Origin of the sequence: Pseudomonas sp. 2(2015) (genome assembly GCF_000955865.1) — a bacterium.
GTDB lineage: Bacteria > Pseudomonadota > Gammaproteobacteria > Pseudomonadales > Pseudomonadaceae > Aquipseudomonas.
Genome location: NZ_JYOF01000002.1, coordinates 23,154 through 42,493 on the forward strand (window position 1 = coordinate 23,154; position 19,340 = coordinate 42,493).

Annotated in this window: 16 protein-coding genes and 1 riboswitch; of the genes, 4 read left to right on the plus strand and 12 right to left on the minus strand. The window is 63.8% G+C overall.

The features are described 5' to 3' along the window. Positions 1–4 precede the first annotated feature (4 nt). The gene (gene asd / locus UB48_RS01740; RefSeq protein ID WP_045193749.1) at positions 5–868 is read left to right on the plus strand and encodes an archaetidylserine decarboxylase; all 864 of its coding nucleotides are present in this window, start codon (positions 5–7) and stop codon (positions 866–868) included. 56 nt (positions 869–924) lie between these two features. Here asd and serB read toward each other — a convergent pair whose 3' ends face one another. Next, the gene (gene serB, locus UB48_RS01745) at positions 925–2,139 is read right to left on the minus strand and encodes a phosphoserine phosphatase SerB (protein WP_045193750.1); all 1,215 of its coding nucleotides are present in this window, start codon (positions 2,137–2,139) and stop codon (positions 925–927) included. Between the two features lie 135 nt (positions 2,140–2,274). On the opposite strand from serB, the gene UB48_RS01750 reads away from it, so the two are divergent. Beyond that, a complete protein-coding gene (locus UB48_RS01750) occupies positions 2,275–3,777 on the plus strand; it encodes a HAMP domain-containing protein (protein WP_045193751.1) in 1,503 nt (500 codons plus the stop codon). Positions 3,778–3,981: 204 nt separating this feature from the next. Here UB48_RS01750 and UB48_RS01755 read toward each other — a convergent pair whose 3' ends face one another. The 9 genes from UB48_RS01755 to UB48_RS01795 all read right to left on the minus strand — a co-directional run bounded on the left by UB48_RS01755 (position 3,982) and on the right by UB48_RS01795 (position 13,248). Next, positions 3,982–4,689 carry a membrane integrity-associated transporter subunit PqiC gene (locus UB48_RS01755; RefSeq protein ID WP_045193753.1) on the minus strand — a complete coding sequence of 236 codons (708 nt, stop codon included), beginning with the start codon at positions 4,687–4,689 and terminating at the stop codon, positions 3,982–3,984. Between the two features lie 176 nt (positions 4,690–4,865). Next, positions 4,866–7,124: a DNA topoisomerase IV subunit A gene (gene parC, locus UB48_RS01760; protein WP_045193754.1), complete on the minus strand. Its 2,259-nt coding sequence runs from the start codon at positions 7,122–7,124 to the stop codon at positions 4,866–4,868. Between the two features lie 10 nt (positions 7,125–7,134). Further along, positions 7,135–7,653, minus strand: a complete 519-nt coding sequence (locus UB48_RS01765) for a TIGR02281 family clan AA aspartic protease (protein WP_045193755.1) — start codon at positions 7,651–7,653, stop codon at positions 7,135–7,137. Further along, positions 7,650–8,636: an esterase-like activity of phytase family protein gene (locus UB48_RS01770; protein ID WP_045193756.1), complete on the minus strand. Its 987-nt coding sequence runs from the start codon at positions 8,634–8,636 to the stop codon at positions 7,650–7,652. The genes UB48_RS01765 and UB48_RS01770 overlap by 4 nt, the downstream gene beginning before the upstream one ends. Beyond that, on the minus strand, positions 8,633–10,537 hold the full coding sequence (gene parE / locus UB48_RS01775; protein WP_045193757.1) for a DNA topoisomerase IV subunit B: 1,905 nt from the start codon (positions 10,535–10,537) through the stop codon (positions 8,633–8,635). The genes UB48_RS01770 and parE overlap by 4 nt, the downstream gene beginning before the upstream one ends. 36 nt (positions 10,538–10,573) lie before the next feature. Next, the gene (locus UB48_RS01780; RefSeq protein ID WP_045193759.1) at positions 10,574–11,182 is read right to left on the minus strand and encodes a YqiA/YcfP family alpha/beta fold hydrolase; all 609 of its coding nucleotides are present in this window, start codon (positions 11,180–11,182) and stop codon (positions 10,574–10,576) included. Between the two features lie 102 nt (positions 11,183–11,284). Further along, positions 11,285–12,100, minus strand: coding sequence for a 3',5'-cyclic-AMP phosphodiesterase (cpdA, locus tag UB48_RS01785; RefSeq protein WP_045193761.1), 816 nt, complete (start codon positions 12,098–12,100; stop codon positions 11,285–11,287). Between the two features lie 84 nt (positions 12,101–12,184). Continuing rightward, positions 12,185–12,637, minus strand: a complete 453-nt coding sequence (locus UB48_RS01790; RefSeq protein WP_045193762.1) for a DUF1249 domain-containing protein — start codon at positions 12,635–12,637, stop codon at positions 12,185–12,187. After that, positions 12,628–13,248, minus strand: a complete 621-nt coding sequence (locus UB48_RS01795; protein ID WP_045193763.1) for an NUDIX domain-containing protein — start codon at positions 13,246–13,248, stop codon at positions 12,628–12,630. Before UB48_RS01795 ends, UB48_RS01790 begins: the two co-directional genes overlap by 10 nt. Positions 13,249–13,434: 186 nt before the next feature. Between UB48_RS01795 and UB48_RS01800 the strand changes: the two genes are divergently transcribed. Then, positions 13,435–14,181, plus strand: coding sequence for an RsiV family protein (locus UB48_RS01800; RefSeq protein WP_045193764.1), 747 nt, complete (start codon positions 13,435–13,437; stop codon positions 14,179–14,181). Here the strand turns inward: UB48_RS01800 and cytX are convergent. Beyond that, positions 14,150–15,442: a putative hydroxymethylpyrimidine transporter CytX gene (gene cytX / locus UB48_RS01805; RefSeq protein WP_045193765.1), complete on the minus strand. Its 1,293-nt coding sequence runs from the start codon at positions 15,440–15,442 to the stop codon at positions 14,150–14,152. The two genes, UB48_RS01800 and cytX, sit on opposite strands and share 32 nt — an antisense overlap. 135 nt (positions 15,443–15,577) lie before the next feature. Further along, a complete protein-coding gene (gene thiC, locus UB48_RS01810; protein WP_045193766.1) occupies positions 15,578–17,464 on the minus strand; it encodes a phosphomethylpyrimidine synthase ThiC in 1,887 nt (628 codons plus the stop codon). Positions 17,465–17,621: 157 nt separating this feature from the next. Beyond that, positions 17,622–17,726: riboswitch (TPP riboswitch) on the minus strand. A gap of 141 nt (positions 17,727–17,867) precedes the next feature. Here thiC and UB48_RS01815 point away from each other — a divergent pair. Further along, positions 17,868–19,301: a TolC family outer membrane protein gene (locus tag UB48_RS01815; RefSeq protein WP_045193767.1), complete on the plus strand. Its 1,434-nt coding sequence runs from the start codon at positions 17,868–17,870 to the stop codon at positions 19,299–19,301. The last annotated feature ends 39 nt before the right edge of the window (positions 19,302–19,340 follow it).

The window sequence follows — 19,340 nt, forward strand, 5'->3', positions numbered from 1 at the left end:
CCCAATGAAATCCCGCTTGTTTATCATCAGCCAGTACCTGCTGCCCCACCACCTGCTCTCGCGCCTGGCCGGCTGCGTTGCCGAATGCCGCGTGCGCTGGTTCAAGAACGCCTTCACCAGCTGGTTCGCCAAGCGCTACCAGGTGGACATGTCCCAGGCCCTGGTCGAAGACGTTACCGCCTACGAGCACTTCAACGCCTTCTTCACCCGCGCCCTCAAGCCCGGTGCACGTCCGCTGGATGAAACCCCGGGGGCAATCCTCTGCCCGGCCGACGGTGCCGTCAGCCAGCTCGGCCCGATCGAGCACGGCCGCATCTTCCAGGCCAAGGGCCACAGCTTCAGCGCCCTCGAGCTGCTGGGTGGCGATCCGGCCAATGCCGCGCCGTTCATGGGTGGCCAGTTCGCGACCATTTACCTGTCGCCCAAGGACTACCACCGCGTGCACATGCCGCTGGCCGGCACCTTGCGCGAGATGATCTACGTACCGGGCCGGTTGTTCTCGGTCAACCAGACCACTGCCGAAAACGTTCCGGAGCTGTTCGCCCGCAACGAGCGCGTTGTCTGCCTGTTCGACACCGAGCGCGGGCCGATGGCCGTGGTACTGGTGGGTGCGATGATCGTCGCCTCGATCGAAACCGTCTGGGCCGGCCTGGTAACGCCACCCAAGCGTGAACTGAAGACGGTGCGCTACGACGAAGCCAGCCGCGCGCCGATCCACCTGGAAAAAGGCGCGGAGCTGGGCCGTTTCAAACTCGGTTCGACGGCCGTGGTGCTGTTCGGGCCAGAGCAGGTGAAATGGGCCGAAGAGCTCGGCGCCGGCTCTGCGGTGAGCATGGGCGAGCGCCTGGCACTGCCGGCACAGGCCTGAAACTGAAAAAGCCCGCAGCGATGCGGGCTTTTTTGTACCTGTGGGAGCCAGGTCCGTCAGGCGCGAGCGTCGCGATCGCGAAAACCCAGCAGGTAAAGCACACCATCGAGACCCAGGGTCGAGATCGCCTGTTTGGCCGACTGCTTGACCAGCGGCTTGGCCCGGAACGCCACGCCCAGGCCGGCGATCGCCAGCATCGGCAAGTCGTTGGCGCCATCGCCGACGGCAATGGTCTGCTCCATCTGCAGGCCTTCTTTGCGCGCCAGCTCACCCAGCAGGTCAGCCTTGCGCTGGGCGTCGACGATCGGCTCGACCGCCACGCCGGTCACCTTGCCATCCACCACTTCCAGCTCGTTGGCGAACACGTAGTCGATGCCCAGCTTGGCTTGCAGCTGCTTGGCAAAGTAGGTGAAGCCACCGGAGAGGATGGCGGTCTTGTAACCCAGGCGCTTGAGTTCGGCGAACAGCGTTTCGGCGCCTTCGGTCAGGCGCAGCGACGCACCGATCTGGTCCAGCACGCCAACGTCCAGGCCCTTGAGCAGCGCCAGGCGCTCCTTGAAGCTGGCACGGAAATCCAGCTCGCCACGCATGGCCCGCTCGGTGATTTCCGATACCTGCTCACCGACCCCGGCAGCCTTGGCCAGCTCGTCGATCACTTCGGCTTCGATCAGTGTCGAGTCCATGTCGAACACCGCCAGGCGGCGGTTGCGGCGGAACAACGAATCCTGCTGGAAGGCGATGTCGACGTTCAGCTCCTGGGCGACGCTGAGGAACTCGGCGCGCAGGGCTTGCGGATCAGCCGGCTCGCCACGTACCGAGAACTCGATGCAGCCTTTGCTCTGCTCGGCCGGGGTGTCCAGCGCGACACGACCCGAGAGGCGATCGATATGGTCGATGTTCAGCCCGTACTTGGCGGTGATCGAGCTGACCCGCTGCAGTTGCTCGGCAGTCACCCGCCGGGTCAGCAGGGTGACGATGTGCCGGGCTTTGCCCTGGCCTTCGACCCAATTCTGGTAGTCGGCCTCGGAAACCGGGGTAAACCGCACCTGCTGGTCGAGTTCGTTACCCGCAAACTGGATGTTCTTGAGCACCGACGAGGCCTTCTCGGTATCCGGAATTTCGACCAGGATGCCAAAGGACAGGGTGTCGTGAATCACCGCCTGACCGATGTCGAGGATGTTCACTCCACCCTGGGCCAGGACGCCGGTGATGGCGGCGGTAAGACCCGGGCGGTCTTCACCGGTGATGTTAATCAGAACGATTTCGCGCAAGACGGGCTCCGACTCGTTGAAAAAAAGCGCATTCTACCGATTTTCGCTGACCATCGGGCGCAGTCGATACTTTGCCCGCCCCTGAGCGCTCGCTATACTGCGCAGCAACTTCTCCGACATAAAGAGCCGCGCTCTGTGAACCGGCCCACGCCCGTTAAGACCGACAACTTCTTCCTGCTGATCTTCCACGCCCTGCGCCAACGCCGAATACCGCTGGCGCTGCGTATCGCCTGCCATAACGTGTTCCTGGTGGCACTGGCGCTGGTGATCTACGCCTGCGTGATGGGCCTGCAGTTCAAGGAAGCCATGCATGAGCAGGCCGATGCCCTCGGGCAGAGCCTGACCACCCAGACCGCCACCTCGGCCACCGAGCTGCTGGTGTCCAACGACATCCTCAGCCTCAACGTGCTGCTGGGCAACCTGGTGAAGAACCCGCTGGTGGCCCATGCGGCGATCTACAGCGTCGACAACCGGATCCTCGCCGAAGCCGGCCAGCGCCCGAAAAACGGCCTGCTGGGTGAAGCCGAAGGCCTGTACCAGACCAAGATCACCTTCCAGGACGTGACCGCCGGGCAACTGCGCATCAGCCTGGACATGAGCCAGTTCCAGCAGCCGCTGACCATCAGCCTGCAGAGCATGGGCATCCTTGCCGGTATCCTGCTGGCCCTGGCGCTAGCCATGAGCCTGCGCCTGGGCCGCTACATCTCCACGCCGCTGTTGCAGCTGCGGGTCTGGCTGCGCGACATCAACGAGTTCACCCCGGCCATCGAACGCCAGGATGAAATCGGCGACCTGGCGCGTCAGCTGCACACCCGCCTGGCCCCGCCGCCACGGGAAATCGAGCCGGAAGAAGAAGAGTCCTTCGATGAGGATGAGGATGAGCCGGAGTTCGAAGTGCGCAACCTGCGCGACCCGAGCTTCGACGAACAACCGGCTGTGGCCAAGGCCGCCAAACCGGTCAAGCCTGTAACGGACGACGACAGCGATGACGCCTTCGCCGACCTGCTCGACGAGGACCACAGCCCCGCCCCTGCCCCGGCAGCCCCGGTCAACCGCGAGCCACAGGCCAGCGCCGTGCTGGCGGTGCAACTGGGCTCCCAGGAGCAACTGCGACGCCTGCCGCGCACGCGCCTGACCGAGCTGCTGGAACGCTACCGCGACTGCCTCGACCAGGCAGCTTCACTGTATGAAAGCGAAGTGCATACCCTCAACGACGGCAGCACCCTGCTGTTGTTCCACAGCCAGGACAGCGGCGAGGACTACCTCACCAATGCCATCTGCTGTGGCGAGCTGCTGCGTGCCCTGGGCCATGAGCTGCAAATCGAAGTGGCCGACAGCGGCATCACCCTGCAACTGCAGCTGGGCCTGGCCCTGGGTGAAGACCTGCACGGCCTGAGCCAGATCGACCTGCTGCTGACCGAAAAAGCCCAGGACGCCCTGGCCCTGTCGCAGCACAGCCGCAACCTGCTGCTGGTCGAGCGCAAGATCAGCGACGACGCCCTGGTTCGTCAGCGTGCGCGGATTCGCCCGATCGCCAGCCCCGAAGGCGCTTGCTGTGTCGAGCGTCTGATGGAGCCGTACCCATCGATGCTGGAGCGGCAACTGGCGCGGATGCATGAGCGCCGGGTCAAGAGCTGACCCCTTGGCAGAGCAAAAGCCCGCAGTGATGCGGGCTTTTTTATTGCTGACCTGTGGGAGCTGGCTTGCCAGCGATGAGGACAGACCGGTGCTGGCTGACTTACGACCGCTTCACGGCCGATCGCTGGCAAGCCAGCTCCCACAGGCAGGATCAGCGGGCACAAAAAAGCCCGCATCGCTGCGGGCTTCTTGTAAGTCCTCGACTTAGAAGCGGAACACTTCCAGGTCGGTACGAATCGGCGTAGCCAACGGGATCTTCGGCTTTTCCGGCTCTTTGCGCACTTGTACCGGTGCAGCTTTCTTCGGTTGTTGTTCTTCCACCACTGCCGGCTGGTTGGCCAGCGGCTTCAAGGCAATGCTCAACTGCTCGGCGAGCTTTTGCAGCAACTGGCCCTGGGCTTGTACCTGGGCGCTCTCGCTACCCTGGTGCTGCTGCTCCAGGTGCACGATGCGGTTGTCACGGACCTGGCCACGGCGATCGAGCAGGCGCCACTGGGCGTCGAGAATCGCTGGCTGGTTGGTGCCGGAGTCCAGCCGGGTAATCGACAGCAGCACTTGTACATCCGGGGTGAAACCGGTGCTGGCCGGGGCCAGGACCACACGTTGACTGTCCAGACGCCAGGCCAGCTGACGGACCAGCAACTGGTCGATGTCGGCCGACAGGCTACCGGCCCAGCGGCCATCGGTGGCTGCCGTCAGGCTGCCATCGGCCTGGCGTTGCAGCAGGGTCTCGCGTTGCAGGTAGTCGGCAATCGACACAGGGCCGAGAACCACTGCCATACCCGCGCTTTGCTTGGGTTGGCCAGGCTCACCGCTGTCGAGCTGATACAGGGATACCGGTTGGTGCATGCTGCAACCAGCCAGTCCGAGCACGCCACACAGCAGAACCAACGGAAGGCGCAGAAATTTCATCATCCCATCCAGGCGGTCGCCACAAGGCAAACCGCAGTGATACTCATATAGATTCGTTCGGATACACAGCCACGCTGGTACCGCAAGGGGCCTATCATCCGCGAAATAGCGGCTCGACTCCAGTGTTTCAACCGCGAACGGGCACGAAAATACCCGTTCAGGCTGTCTAACCCGGCTTATCCGGGAATTTCGACCAACAGCGCGTCAACCCGCTGGAAGCCACGGGGCAATTTGTTGCCCCGGCGCCCACGTTCGCCCTTGTAATGCTCAAGGTCGTCCGCCTTCAGAGACAGGGTACGCTTGCCGGCCTGCAATACAAGGGTCGCGCCGTCGGGAATGACCGCCAGATCAGTGACAAATTCTTCACGCGAGGCCACCCGGTCGCCCGGGATGCCGATGATCTTGTTGCCCTTGCCCTTGCCCAGTTGCGGCAGGTCGCTGACCTTGAAGATCAGCAGGCGGCCTTCGGTGGTCACCGCCGCCAGCCAGTTGTGCTCGCGATCGGCGACCGGGCGCGGGGCAATGACCTTGGCACCGTTGGGCAGGCTGAGCAGGGCTTTACCGGCCTTGTTCTTGGCCTGCAGGTCCTCGCCCTTGACCACGAAGCCGTAACCGGCGTCGGAGGCGATCACATACAGGGCGTCGTCTTCGGGCAGCAGCACGCAGTCGAAGCTTGCGCCCGGTGGAGGCGTCAGACGGCCGGTCAGCGGCTCGCCCTGGCCACGGGCCGATGGCAGGGTATGGGCGGCCAGCGAGTAGCTGCGGCCGGTGGAGTCGATCAGCACGGCAAACTGGTTCGAGCGCCCGGCAGCGGCGGCCTTGAAGCCATCGCCAGCCTTGTAGGAAAGGCCCGTGGCGTCGATATCGTGGCCCTTGGCGCAACGCACCCAGCCCTTCTCCGAGAGCACCACGGTGACCGGTTCGGTCGGCATCAGCTCGTTTTCCGACAGGGCCTTGGCTTCGGCACGGGCGACGATTGGCGAGCGGCGGTCGTCGCCGTAGGTTTCGGCGTCCTTGATCAGCTCGGCACGCACCAGCTTGCGCAGCTTGGTTTCGCTGCCCAGCAGGGCAATCAGCTTGGCTTGTTCCTTGGCCAGTTCGTCCTGCTCGTTGCGGATCTTCATCTCTTCCAGGCGCGCCAGTTGGCGCAGGCGGGTCTCGAGGATGTACTCGGCCTGGGTTTCAGTAAGGTCGAAGCGGGCAATCAGCGCAGCTTTCGGCTGGTCCTCGGTGCGGATGATGTGGATAACTTCATCCAGGTTGAGGAAGGCTACCAACAGGCCTTCGAGCAGGTGCAGGCGGCGCTCGACCTTGTCGAGGCGGAACTTCAGCCGGCGGCGCACCGTCTGCACGCGGAATTCCAGCCATTCGACCAGCAGCGCCCGCAGGTTTTTCAGTTGCGGGCGGCCATCCAGGCCGATGATGTTGACGTTGACCCGGTAGCTGGACTCAAGATCGGTGGTAGCGAACAGGTGCTGCATCAGCTCGTCGAGGTCAACCCGGTTGGAGCGGGCGATGATGACGATACGGCACGGGTTCTCGTGGTCCGATTCGTCGCGCAGGTCGGCGACCATCGGCAGCTTCTTGGCCTGCATCTGCGCGGCGATCTGCTCCAGCACCTTGGCCCCGGAGACCTGGTGCGGCAGCGCGGTAACGACGATATCGCCGTCCTCAATGCGGTAAACCGCGCGCATGCGCACCGAGCCACGGCCACTTTCGTAGATTTTCAGCAGTTCGGCACGCGGGGTGATGATCTCGGCTTCGGTCGGGTAGTCCGGGCCCTGGATGTGCTCGCAAAGCTGCTCGACCGTGGCCTTGGGCTCATCGAGCAGGCGTACGCAGGCCGAGGCGACTTCGCGCAGGTTGTGTGGCGGCACGTCGGTGGCCATGCCCACGGCGATACCGGTGGTGCCGTTGAGCAGGATGTTCGGCAGGCGCGCCGGCAGCACCGCAGGCTCATCGAGGGTGCCGTCGAAGTTCGGCACCCAGTCCGCAGTGCCCTGGCCCAGCTCGCTGAGCAGTACTTCGGAGTAGCGCGACAGGCGCGCCTCGGTGTAGCGCATGGCGGCGAAGGACTTCGGATCGTCCGGCGCACCCCAGTTACCCTGGCCGTCGACCAGGGTGTAGCGGTAGCTGAACGGCTGCGCCATCAGCACCATGGCTTCATAGCAGGCCGAGTCGCCATGGGGGTGGAACTTGCCGAGCACGTCACCGACGGTACGCGCCGACTTCTTGTGCTTGGAGTCGGCGTCCAGGCCCAGTTCGCTCATGGCATAGACGATGCGCCGTTGCACCGGCTTCAGGCCGTCGCCGATATGCGGCAAGGCGCGGTCCATGATCACGTACATGGAGTAGTTGAGGTAGGCCTGTTCGGTGAAGTCAGCCAGTGACCGGCGCTCTACGCCATCGAGGCTGAGATCAAGGGAGTCGCTCATGCGGGCCTCATCATTTCAGGTTCTGGCGCAGCAGCAAGGTGCCGCCACGCTGGGTAAATTCGAGTTGTTTCAGGGCACTCATGCCCAGTAATACCTGTTCGCCATCGAGCCCCGGCACCACCAGCGCGCGCACATTGCGCAGGAGGATATCGCCCAGCTGCAGTTGGTCCAGGCGCGTGCGGTAGCCCTGGGTGCGGCCATTGGCGGTGCTCAACATCACCGGCGCACCACGCTCCAGGCCTAGCTTGCCGGCCAGGGCTTCGGGGATCGCCACATCGGTCGCCCCGGTATCGAGCAGAAAATGTACCGTCTGGCCGTTGATCCGGCCATCGGCGACGAAATGCCCCTGGCCGTTGCCGGCCAGTTGCACTTCGATGTAACCCTCGCCGTGTTGCGAGGTGACCACGGCATTGGGGTTGGCCTGACGCTGCTCCCACTCGCCGAAAAAGCGCGTGGCCAGGAACAATCCGGCCGCCCAGGCCAGAATCAGCAGTACCCGGCCAGCACGCTTGCCCGGCGGCTGGCTCACGATTTGCCACTCCAGCCGCCGGCCGGCGCGGCAAAGCGCCAGACAATCGGTCGCGATTCGCCGTCCTGGCGGGTCGCACCGTTGTTGTCCAGGCCAATCCAGGCGCCCTTGTCATCGATCACCAGCGCCTCGGCCAGGCCGAATGGCTGCGAGTAACGCCGGGGTTCGGCCAAGGCATCGGCGGCAAACGACCAGCAGCGCTCGACCTTGGCTGTCTGCGCATCACGCCGGCAAATGCGATAGGCGTTGCGCTCCAGGGTAAAGAGCTTGTCGTTGAACAGGGCCAGGTCGGCAAAGTCGCGCGACACCGGGCGCGGCCTGGGCATCTGCGGCGGCTGCATCTCGACCCCGGCTTCGCTGAGCAGCACGCAACCGTTGCCGCAGTTCCAGGTGGTCTGCTGGCGGTTGATCAGCAGCAGGCCGCGGCGCTCGCGCTCGGCCGCCAGCCAGATACGGTCACCGGCCGGGCTTACCGCCAGGCCTTCGAACAACGCATTGAAGTGCAGCAGCATGCCGCTGGCGCGCGCCTGGCGGACCATGCTCGGGTCGATTTTCAGCCAGTTGGGCGCGCCTTCCATTGGTACCTGCAGCACGGCCGCATGGGCTTCACTGACCAGGTAATGGTTGCCGGCGGCATCACAGCTGATGCCTTCGAAGTCCAGCTCGCCGCCGCGCACCTGCGCGGCAGCCCAGGTGCGCGAGCGCAAGCCCCAGGGCAAACCGCTGTCCGGTACCGGCGGTACCTCCATGTGCAGCGCTTCGGCTTGCCAGACGGCAGCCGAGGTATCCAGGCGGTAAAGCAGCTCGTCATCGCGGTCGGAAACCGCCCACAACCCGCCTCGGCATTCGCTCAGGCCAGACAGATTGCCGCCACGCATGCCCTCGACCGGGTGTTCGGCGACCAGCTTGAGCTCCGGCCACGGCGCGGCCAGTGCCGGAAGCGTCAACAGCGCCAGAGCCGCAGTCAGGGCCACACGTATCAAGCCAGGACCTCGGCCAGGTTGCCTTTGGATTCCAGCCAGCTCTTGCGATCGCCGGCGCGCTTCTTGGCCAGCAGCATGTCCATGATTTCGCGGGTGCCGTCCAGGTCGTCGAGGGTCAGCTGGACCAGGCGTCGGGTATTCGGGTCCATGGTGGTTTCCCGCAGTTGCGGCGGGTTCATCTCACCCAGGCCCTTGAATCGGGTGACCTGCGGCTTGCCGCGCTTCTTCTCGGCCACCAGGCGGTCGAGGATGCCGTCGCGTTCGGCTTCGTCGAGGGCGTAGTAGATTTCCTTGCCCAGGTCGATGCGATACAGCGGTGGCATGGCCACATAGACGTGGCCGGCTTCGACCAGCGGGCGGAAGTGCTGGACGAACAGCGCGCAGAGCAAGGTGGCGATGTGCAGGCCGTCGGAGTCGGCGTCGGCAAGGATGCAGATCTTGCCGTAGCGCAACTGGCTCATGTCGGCAGCGCCGGGATCGACGCCAATGGCCACGGCAATGTTATGCACTTCCTGGCTGGCCAGGACTTCGCCGCCATCGACTTCCCAAGTGTTGAGGATCTTGCCGCGCAGCGGCAGGATGGCCTGGAACTCTTTGTCCCGCGCCTGCTTGGCCGAACCGCCGGCCGAGTCACCCTCGACCAGGAACAGCTCGGCGCGCATCGGGTCCTGGCCGGCGCAGTCGGCCAGCTTGCCCGGCAGTGCCGGCCCCTGGGTGACGCGCTTGCGCTCGACCTTCTTGCTCGCCTTCAGGCGCCGGCCGGCGTTGTTGATCGCCAGCTCCGCCAGCTGCATGCCCACCTCCGGGTGAGCGTTGAGCCACAGGCTGAAGGCATCCTTGACCACGCCAGAAACGAACGCGGCAGCCTCGCGCGAGGACAGACGCTCTTTGGTCTGCCCGGAGAACTGCGGCTCCTGCATTTTCATCGAAAGCACGAAGCTGATGCGCTCCCAGACGTCTTCCGGCGCCAGCTTGACGCCGCGCGGCAGCAGGTTGCGGAACTCGCAGAACTCGCGCATGGCATCGAGCAGGCCCTGGCGCAGACCGTTGACGTGGGTACCGCCCTGGGCCGTGGGGATCAGGTTGACGTAGCTTTCCTGGACACTGTCGCCGCCTTCGGGCAGCCACAGCAGGGCCCAGTCGACCGCCTCCTTGTTACCGGCCAGGCTGCCGCAGAATGGCTCGTCGGGCAGGCGCAGGAACTCGCTGACCGAGTCGACCAGATAGGAGCGCAGGCCGTCTTCGTAGTGCCACTCGACCTTCTCGCCGGTGCCTTTGTCTTCGAAGCTGACCAGCAGCCCCGGGCACAATACGGCCTTGGCCTTGAGCACGTGCTTGAGGCGGCTGATGGAGAATTTCGGCGAATCGAAATACTTGGGGTCCGGGGCGAAGTACACGCTGGTGCCGGTGTTGCGCTTGCCAACGCTGCCGACTACTTCAAGCTCGGTGGCCTTGTAGCCATCGGCGAAGGTCATCTGGTACTCGTTGCCGTCGCGCTTGACCTTGACCCGCACCTGGCTGGACAAGGCGTTGACCACCGAAATACCCACCCCGTGCAGGCCGCCGGAGAACTGGTAGTTCTTGTTCGAGAACTTGCCACCCGCGTGCAGCTTGGTGAGGATCAGCTCGACCCCGGACACGCCCTCTTCAGGGTGGATGTCCACCGGCATGCCGCGACCATCGTCGGACACTTCCAGGGAATGGTCGGCGTGGAGGATCACCTGCACCGACTTGGCGTGCCCGGCCAGGGCTTCGTCGACACTGTTGTCGATCACTTCCTGGGCCAGGTGGTTCGGCCGGCTGGTGTCGGTGTACATGCCCGGGCGCTTGCGCACCGGGTCAAGGCCGGAGAGGACTTCGATGGCGTCTGCGTTATAGGCACTAGCGCTGGGAATGGCCATGGGTTCTCGTCGTCAGTCGTGGGTGAAAATAGGTTATCAAAATACAGAAAAATCGAGTGTTTGATACTGCTGCGGGGCAATGCCGGCAAAGCTCAGCAGGGCTGGCAGGCGTTCGGCAAAGCCCTGGAAGCTGTGATCGCCACCGGCCTGGATGCGCAGTGCACAGGCACGGTAGAACTGCTCGGCCTGGCGGTAGTCCAGGGTTTCATCGGCGGTCTGCAGCCACACTTGAAAGCGCCCGGCATCGGTCGGCGCCGGCACTTCCAGCTCGGCCAGAGCCTGCACGTGGTCCAGGGTCAGTTCCCAGGTTTCGCCGGTATAGAGGTTCTGCTGCGGCCCCAGGTAGCCGTCGAACAGCCGGTGCGGGTTGATCGCCGGGTTGACCAGCAGGGCCTTGAGCCCGTGGCGCTCGGCCAGATGGGTGGCATAGTAGCCGCCGAGCGAGCTGCCGACCAGTAATGGCGATTCGAGCTCGGCAATCGCCGCCTCAAGCTGGGCGATGGCCTGGCGCGGGTGATGATGCAGGGCCGGCACGCGCAGGCGCTCGGCCAGCCCCAGCTGGGCCATGACTGCTACCAGCTGGCTGGCCTTCTTCGACGACGGCGCGCTGTTGAACCCGTGAATATAGAGAATCGAACCCGACATGCCGCCCCCGATGCGCCTTGAATGCCTGGATCGCCAGGCAGGAAAGCGCGCATTTTAGCCTGTTAGACGGCAGATGCAGCAGTTTCAGCGATTTGGCAACACTTAATAGCCGTCGCCTTCGTAGTCGACGGTGAATTCGAAGTCGCTGACCCGTGACACGCCGGTGTCGATCGAGCCGTCCGCCTGCAGGCGCAGCCAGCGGTAGCCGGGGGCCTGCTCGCCGACTTTGAAGTCTTCGCTGCGCGGCTCGAACTGGATGCAGGTCGAGGGTGAGGCCAATAGCCGCACGCCGTCGCGAACCTGGTCCCACTCCTGGTGAATATGGCCCCAGAGCAAGGCCCGTACCTGTGGATAACCTTGCAGCACAGCAAACAGTGCGTCGGCGTTGCGCAAGCCGATCGGCGCCATCCAGGCGCAGTCGATAGATACCGGTTGGTGATGGAAACAGATCAGGTAATGGCGCTCGGGCGCTTCGTCCAAGGCGCTCTTTAGCAACCTGAGCTGGCCGTCATCGAGCAAGCCCGGCACCGAACCGGCCACCGCCGAGTTGAGCATGAGGATTCGCCAATTGCCGATATCCACCTGCGGATCAAGCAAATCAGTGCCCTGCGCCGCCTGCTCCATTGGCAGCGGCTCGTCATGGTTGCCGGCGAGCCAGCGCGCGGGGGCCTCAAGGCTCGCGGTCAGGTCACGAAAACAGCGGTAGGACTCGACCGAACCATCCTGGGACAAATCGCCGGTGGCCAGCAGCAGGTCGATCCGCGGCTGCTCGTCGCGTACCCGCTCGATCACCCGCTGCAGGCTGTCGCGGGTATTCATGCCCAGCAGCGTGCCTTGCGCGTCGGCAAACAAATGACTGTCGGTCAGTTGCACCAGGTACACCGGCGCGTCGCTAGGGGGGATCGATGGTTGCGGCAAGGGCCGACTCCTTGAACGGATTCAGCGCGATTATGGCGGCTGGCGGGCGTTGAGCAAATACTCGAAAACGACCGTCATCACATTTCAGCGAACGACGGCCAACTCATGGCCACAGGCCAGGCAATGGCTCAGCCATTCACCGAGGAACAGATTGAGCTGGGCCTTTTCGTCCGGCTGGTGCATGGCCGCATTTGGGTACGGATAGATACTGCGAAAACGCCGGGCGTGCTCGGCGCTGACCACTTCGGCCATGCGCGCGTCGTGGTAGACCTGCACCTCCAGCTGCGGCACCGGCAGCCAGGGCAGGCTGTGCTCCTGGCGCACGCGCAAGGTGGTGGTGTAGGGACAGGCGAGCACTACATCGAGGACCAGCACGCCAAGCATCTGGTCGCCCTGGGTCATGCCGATCCGGCGCGAGCTCTGGGTGCTGCGCATGTCGGGCAGCAGGCGCATCAGGCGCGCATAGTTGGCCTCGCAGGCAGCCTGCAACCCGACCAGATCTACCCGGTAGCGCTCGCGCAGCAGATTCACGACCATAGCCCCCTGACTTCAGCGCGGTTCAAGGCCAGCCATTGCAAGGCAATGATGGTTGCCGCGTTGGCAATTTTGCCGTCGCGCACGGCCTGCAGCGCATCCTCGAACGCCCAGACCTTCACGCGAATATCCTCGCCTTCTTCTTCCAGCCCGTGCAGGCCACCGGCCCCAACGCTGCTGCAACGGCCCAGGTAAAGATGCACAAACTCGTCGCTGCCGCCCGGTGACGGGAAATACCGGGTCATCGGCCACAGCGTACTGAACACCAGCCCAGCTTCCTCCTCGGCCTCACGGTGTGCAACTTCTTCCGGTTGTTCGTCCTTGTCGATCAGACCGGCGACCAGTTCGATCAGCCAGGGGTTGTCGACCTTGCCGATGGCGCCGACGCGAAACTGCTCGATCAGCACCACTTCGTCGCGCTGGGCATCGTAAGGCAGCACACACACCGCATCATGGCGCACGAACAGCTCGCGGCTGATCTCGCGCCCCATGCCACCGGCGAACAGCTCGTGGCGCAGGCGCACCTTGTCGAGGCGGTAGAAGCCCTTGTAGCAAGTGGCCCGATCGACGATCTCGACCTGGCCGGGCACAGCGTTGTTGAACGTGTCAGACATGGGAATCCTCATTACCTCATTTACCGCATCGCGCCATCCTAACCTGCGTACCGCTGCGTTTCACCTCTTTAAAGATACCGTCCAGGCTGCGAGGATAGGCACCCCGCTGGTCTATTCAGCTTAGTGGCGAACTGACGGCCTTGCCGACGGTCCAAGTCCGATCACCTTTGCCTTACAAGGATCATCATGACGCTTGTGAAACTGACTTCCGTGGCCGTGCTGGCCCTGGCCCTTGGCGCTTGTCAGAGCCTGTTCCAGCCCAATATGCGCACACCGCTGGAGGTCAAGCGCGACCGTTGGGAGCACATCAAGCCCGGTTGCAGCAATGCCGATTGCCCGCTGGTCAACATCGACACCATCCACTTCCCGGCCAACCCCAAGCTGGACGGGATCGTCGAGAAACGCCTGCTGCAACTGACCCAGGACAACGAGCGCAGCGCCCTGCCCAGCTCGCTCAAAGCCTACGAAGAGCAGTTCATGGCCAGCGCGCAAAGCCGCAACAGCAGCTACCTGCAAGCCAAGGTACGCGAGCAGCATGACGGACTGGTGATCATCGAACTGTCCAGCTACCTGGACACCGGCGGCGCCCACGGCATGCCCGGACGCGGCTTCATCAACTATTCGCGCCAGCAGGACAAGGTGCTGAGCCTGCAGGACATGCTGGTGCCGGGCCAGGAAGCGACCTTCTGGAAGACCGCCGAAGAAGCCCACAAAGGCTGGCTGATCAGCACCGGCATGGACAAGGACGCCGAGTTCGTCAAGACCTGGCCGTTCCGCCAGACCCCGCACATCGCCCTGACCTACGGCGCGGTGGTGCTGAAGTACGAGGTCTATGCCATCGCCCCGTACTCCATGGGCCATATCGAGCTGAAAATCCCCTACCCGCGCCTGAACGGCGTGATCAGGCCGCAGTTGTTTCCCGGTCGCGGCTGACTGCCGGCGCGGCGGCCCAATAGACCACCCCTGCCAGCAGCAAGGCCGGCAGGGTCGAGCCGACGTTCGGCGCATAGTGCGCCAGCAAATGGTAAGCCGCTACGCCAATCGCCCAGGCCAGCAATGCCGGCCAGTGCAGGCTGTGGATCGGGCTTGAGTCGCTGCGCCGGCGGCGGACGATGAAGTGATCGACCAGCACCACGCCGAACAGCGGCGCGAACACCGAGCCGATCAGCAACAGGAAGTTCTGGTACTGCGCCAGCGGCGCCAAGCTGGCGATCAGGGTGCACAGCACGCCAATGGCCAAGGCCAGGTGCTCGACCTTCAAGCGCAGCAGAAAACCTGTGGAGACCGCCGCCGAGTGAATATCGGCAAAAGCTTTTTCCGACTCATCGAGCAGGATCAGCAGCAACGGAATGCCCAGGCCGGCGCCAGCCAGGGCCAGCAGCAAGGTATTGACCTCGCCCGCCGGAGCAAAGGCCAGGGTGTAGGCCACGCCCAGGCTCATCATCCACACGTTGCCGATGAAATAGCCCAGCGCCGTGCCGGCAAACACCCGGCTGGCGCGCTGGCTGAAGCGTGAGTAGTCGGCAATCAATGGCAGCCACGACAGCGGCATGGCAATGGCGATATCTATGCCAATCGCCAGCGGCATCGAACCATCACCGGCGCGCGCCCACAGCGCAGCCAGGTCGGCCTTGGCAAACAGGTTCCAGGTCAGCCACAGGCAGGCGCCGATCAGCAGCCAGATGCCCCACTTGCGCAAAATCTTGCGCACGAAGGTCAACGGCCCGCTGACCGCCAGCAAGGTGGCCAGCGCGCCGAAGCACAAGGTCCACAGCAACGGATTGGTCAGCACGCTGCCTTCGCCGAAGGCGCGCTCGCCAAGCAGGCTGGCGGCATCGCGCATGACGATGATTTCGAACGAGCCCCAGCCGATCAGTTGCAGGAGGTTGAGCATGGCTGGCAGACGCGCGCCATTGCTGCCCAGGCTGCGGCGCAGGGCGGCCATCGACGACAGGCCGGTATCACTGCCGATGACCGCGACCGCGGCGAGCAGCAGCACGCCGACGCTGGTGCCGACGATGATCGCCAGCACAGCATTGGCCAGGCCCAGGCCGGGGCCGAGCAAAGCACCGGTCTGCAGCACCATCAGGCCGATGCCGAGGGAAAACCACAAGGAACAGAGGTCGCGGCCGCTGAGCACGCGTTGCTCGGCGCTGACCGGGTGATCGGGGGAAAACTGGCTGGGTGTGCTCACGAGTGTGGTCTCGACAGGAGGTAATTTGTTGTTCTTCAGGGCCCTATCGCTGGCAAGCCAGCTCCCACCGGTACCTTGTGGGAGCTGGCTTGCCAGCGATGCGGTGTGCACCAGCACACCGCCTGAACAGCCCGATCAGACCTTCTTGTACAACTGGCTGCCTTCCTGGCGGAACCGCTCGGCCTGCTCGCGCATGCCATCCTCGAGCGCCACGTCCACCGTTTCGATGCGCTGGTTGGCAGCGTATTCACGCACTTCCTGGGTGATCTTCATCGAGCAGAACTTCGGCCCGCACATCGAGCAGAAGTGCGCGACCTTGGCCGAATCCTTGGGCAGGGTTTCGTCATGGAAGCTGCGTGCGGTGTCCGGGTCCAGGCCGAGGTTGAACTGGTCTTCCCAGCGGAATTCGAAGCGCGCCTTGGACAGTGCGTTGTCGCGGATCTGCGCGCCGGGATGGCCCTTGGCGAGGTCGGCGGCATGGGCGGCGATCTTGTAGGTGATGATGCCGGTTTTGACGTCATCCTTGTTCGGCAGGCCCAAGTGTTCCTTGGGCGTCACGTAGCAGAGCATGGCACAACCGAACCAGCCGATCATCGCCGCACCGATGCCCGAGGTAATGTGATCGTAGCCCGGGGCAATGTCGGTGGTCAGCGGGCCAAGGGTGTAGAACGGCGCTTCGTCGCAGCATTCGAGCTGCTTGTCCATGTTCTCCTTGATCAGCTGCATCGGCACGTGGCCCGGGCCTTCGATCATGCACTGGACGTCATGCTTCCAGGCGATCTTGGTCAGCTCGCCGAGGGTTTCCAGTTCGCCGAACTGCGCTTCGTCGTTGGCGTCGGCAATCGAGCCCGGACGCAGGCCATCGCCGAGCGAGAAGCTGACGTCGTAGGCCTTCATGATTTCGCAGATTTCGTCGAAGTGGGTGTAGAGGAAGTTCTCCTTGTGGTGCGCCAGGCACCACTTGGCCATGATCGAGCCACCGCGGCTGACGATGCCGGTGACGCGCTTGGCGGTCAGCGGCACATAGCGCAGCAGTACGCCGGCGTGGATGGTGAAGTAGTCAACGCCTTGCTCGGCCTGTTCGATCAGGGTGTCGCGAAACAGCTCCCAGGTCAGGTCTTCGGCCACGCCATTGACCTTCTCAAGGGCCTGGTAGATCGGTACGGTACCGATTGGCACTGGCGAGTTGCGGATGATCCACTCGCGGGTTTCGTGGATGTGCTTGCCGGTGGACAGGTCCATCACCGTGTCCGAGCCCCAGCGGATGCCCCAGGTCAGCTTGGCCACTTCTTCTTCGATGGACGAGCCCAGGGCGCTGTTACCGATGTTGCCGTTGATCTTCACCAGGAAGTTGCGGCCGATGATCATCGGCTCCAGCTCCACGTGGTTGATGTTGGCCGGGATGATCGCGCGGCCGCGGGCGATTTCTTCGCGGACGAATTCGGCGGTGATTTCTTTCGGGATGCTCGCGCCGAAGCTGTGCCCGGCATGCTGTTGGTCAAGCAGGCCGGCGGCACGGGCTTCTTGAAGCTTCATGTTTTCGCGGATGGCGACGTATTCCATCTCGGCGGTGATGATGCCCTGGCGGGCGTAGTGCATCTGGCTGACGTTGGCGCCAGCCTTGGCCCGGCGCGGATTGCGCACGTGGGCAAAACGCAGCTTGGTCAGCTCGGCATCGGCCAGGCGCTGCTGGCCGAAGTCCGATGACAGGCCGGCCAGGCGCTCGGTATCGCCACGGGCGTCGATCCAGGCCGAGCGTACGTCGCCCAGGCCCTTGCGCACGTCGATGATAACGTTAGGGTCGGTGTAGGGGCCGGAAGTGTCGTAGACCAGTACCGGGGCGTTGGCTTCGCCGCCGAAGTCGGTCGGGGTGTCGTCGAGGCTGATTTCACGCATGGGCACGCGGATGTCCGGGCGCGAGCCTTCGACATAGATTTTGCGCGAGCGGGTGAATGGCTGTACGGATTGTTGATCGACCCGGGCCGATTCACTCAGATTGGTATATTTTTCTTGTTTACTCATCACAGGCTCTCCAGACGGCTTCCTAGCAGTGGAATGTCGGGGAGAACCTGAAAGGCACGGACGCACCATGGGTGGTGCTGTGCCAAATGCGCGGTGATGCCTGCAGCTGTGGTGGCTGACTCGACATTCCCGGACCTGGCACAAGAGACTCGCCGGGAAAGCGAGAAATCTTGTTCCCTACGCAGGCGCTAACCTGATCAGGTTCAACGGGATCCGGATTATCCGATCTCAGCCTCAACACAAGGCACCCCGACAAGAACGCGGCCAGTCTAAGCTGGAGTGGCATACAAAGCCAAGCACCTGGACATGGACACGATAAATGGCGCAAATAGCGGATTGTTGCAAAATGGCTGCGCAACTACACTCACCAGTTCAGAAATTCTCACCGTTCAAGGATTGCCCTATGCTGCGCAAACTTTCACTGGCCCTTGCCGTGTCTTGTGCTACCAACGGAATGGCCTGGGCAGCGGACGTGCCCCTGTCGGCGAAGACCGACCTGGTCAGTGTCTATCAGGAAGCCGTGAACAATAACGCCGACCTGGCGGCTGCCCGCGCCAACTACGGCGCCCAGAAGGAAGTGGTGCCCCAGGCCCGCGCCGGCCTGCTGCCGAACCTTTCGGCCGGCGCCGAAATGATGAACAACCGCACCAAGATCGACAGCCCTTCGATTACCGCCAACCGCAGCGGCAACTCCTGGTCCGCGACCCTGGCCCAGCCGGTCTTTCGCGCTGATCGCTGGTTCCAGTTGCAGGCGGCCGAAGCGGTCAACGAACAGGCGGCACTGGAGCTGTCGGCCACCGAGCAGAACCTGATCCTGCAAAGCGCCGAAAACTATTTCGCCGTGCTGCGCGCCCAGGACACCCTGGCCTCGACCAAGGCCGAGGAAGCCGCGTTCAAGCGCCAGCTCGACCAGTCCAACGAGCGTTTTGACGTTGGCCTGTCGGACAAGACCGACGTGCTGCAGTCCCAGGCCAGCTACGACACCGCCCGGGCCAACCGCATCGTTGCCCAGCGCCAGGTCGACGACGCCTTCGAGGCGCTGATCACCCTGACCAACCGCGACTACAACTCGGTGCAGGGCATCGTCCACACCTTGCCGGTGCAACTGCCGGTGCCGAACGACGCCAAAGCCTGGGTCGAGACTGCCGGCAAGCAGAACCTCAACCTGCTGGCCACCAACTACGCGGTGAGCGCCGCCGAAGAGACCCTGCGCCAGCGCAAGGCCGGGCACGCGCCGACCGTCGATGCGGTAGCGCGCTACCAGAAGGGCGACAACGACAGCCTGGGCTTTTCCAACCCCAACCTCACCGGGCAGAACTACAGCGGCGATGTCGAGCAGACCAGCATCGGCCTGCAGTTGAACATTCCGATCTACAGTGGCGGCCTGACCAGCTCGCAGGTACGCGAGGCTTACCAGCGCCTGAGCCAGAGCGAACAGCAGCGCGAAAGCCTGCGCCGCCAGGTGGTGGAAAACACCCGTAACCTGCACCGTGCAGTAAACACCGACGTCGAACAGGTGCAGGCGCGCAAGCAGTCGATCATCTCCAACCAGAGCGCCCTGGAAGCCACCGAAATCGGCTACCAGGTCGGTACCCGCAACATCGTCGACGTACTCGATGCCCAGCGCCAGCTGTACACCTCGGTGCGTGACTACAACAACACCCGCTACGACTACATCCTCGACAACCTGCGCCTGAAGCAAGCCGCTGGCACCTTGAGCCCGCAGGACCTGAGCGATTTGAGCCGCTACCTGAAACCGGACTACAACCCGGACAAGGACTTCCTGCCGCCAGACCTGGCAGCAGCGGCCAAGGCCAACTTCGAAGCCCGGCCCTGAAAAGCATCGCGGGTCAAGTCGAGGCGTCGCACCGCCGCT

What these genes read in the sequence shown, in the direction of transcription:
- UB48_RS01815 (WP_045193767.1), top strand. Translation starts at nt 17,868, where the DNA reads ATGCTGCGCAAACTTTCACTGGCCCTTGCCGTGTCTTGTGCTACCAAC.
- UB48_RS01800 (WP_045193764.1), top strand. Translation starts at nt 13,435, where the DNA reads ATGACGCTTGTGAAACTGACTTCCGTGGCCGTGCTGGCCCTGGCCCTT.
- asd (WP_045193749.1), top strand. Translation starts at nt 5, where the DNA reads ATGAAATCCCGCTTGTTTATCATCAGCCAGTACCTGCTGCCCCACCAC.
- UB48_RS01795 (WP_045193763.1), bottom strand. Translation starts at nt 13,248, where the DNA reads ATGTCTGACACGTTCAACAACGCTGTGCCCGGCCAGGTCGAGATCGTC.
- parC (WP_045193754.1), bottom strand. Translation starts at nt 7,124, where the DNA reads ATGAGCGACTCCCTTGATCTCAGCCTCGATGGCGTAGAGCGCCGGTCA.
- UB48_RS01790 (WP_045193762.1), bottom strand. Translation starts at nt 12,637, where the DNA reads ATGGTCGTGAATCTGCTGCGCGAGCGCTACCGGGTAGATCTGGTCGGG.
- thiC (WP_045193766.1), bottom strand. Translation starts at nt 17,464, where the DNA reads ATGAGTAAACAAGAAAAATATACCAATCTGAGTGAATCGGCCCGGGTC.
- parE (WP_045193757.1), bottom strand. Translation starts at nt 10,537, where the DNA reads ATGGCCATTCCCAGCGCTAGTGCCTATAACGCAGACGCCATCGAAGTC.
- UB48_RS01755 (WP_045193753.1), bottom strand. Translation starts at nt 4,689, where the DNA reads ATGAAATTTCTGCGCCTTCCGTTGGTTCTGCTGTGTGGCGTGCTCGGA.
- UB48_RS01780 (WP_045193759.1), bottom strand. Translation starts at nt 11,182, where the DNA reads ATGTCGGGTTCGATTCTCTATATTCACGGGTTCAACAGCGCGCCGTCG.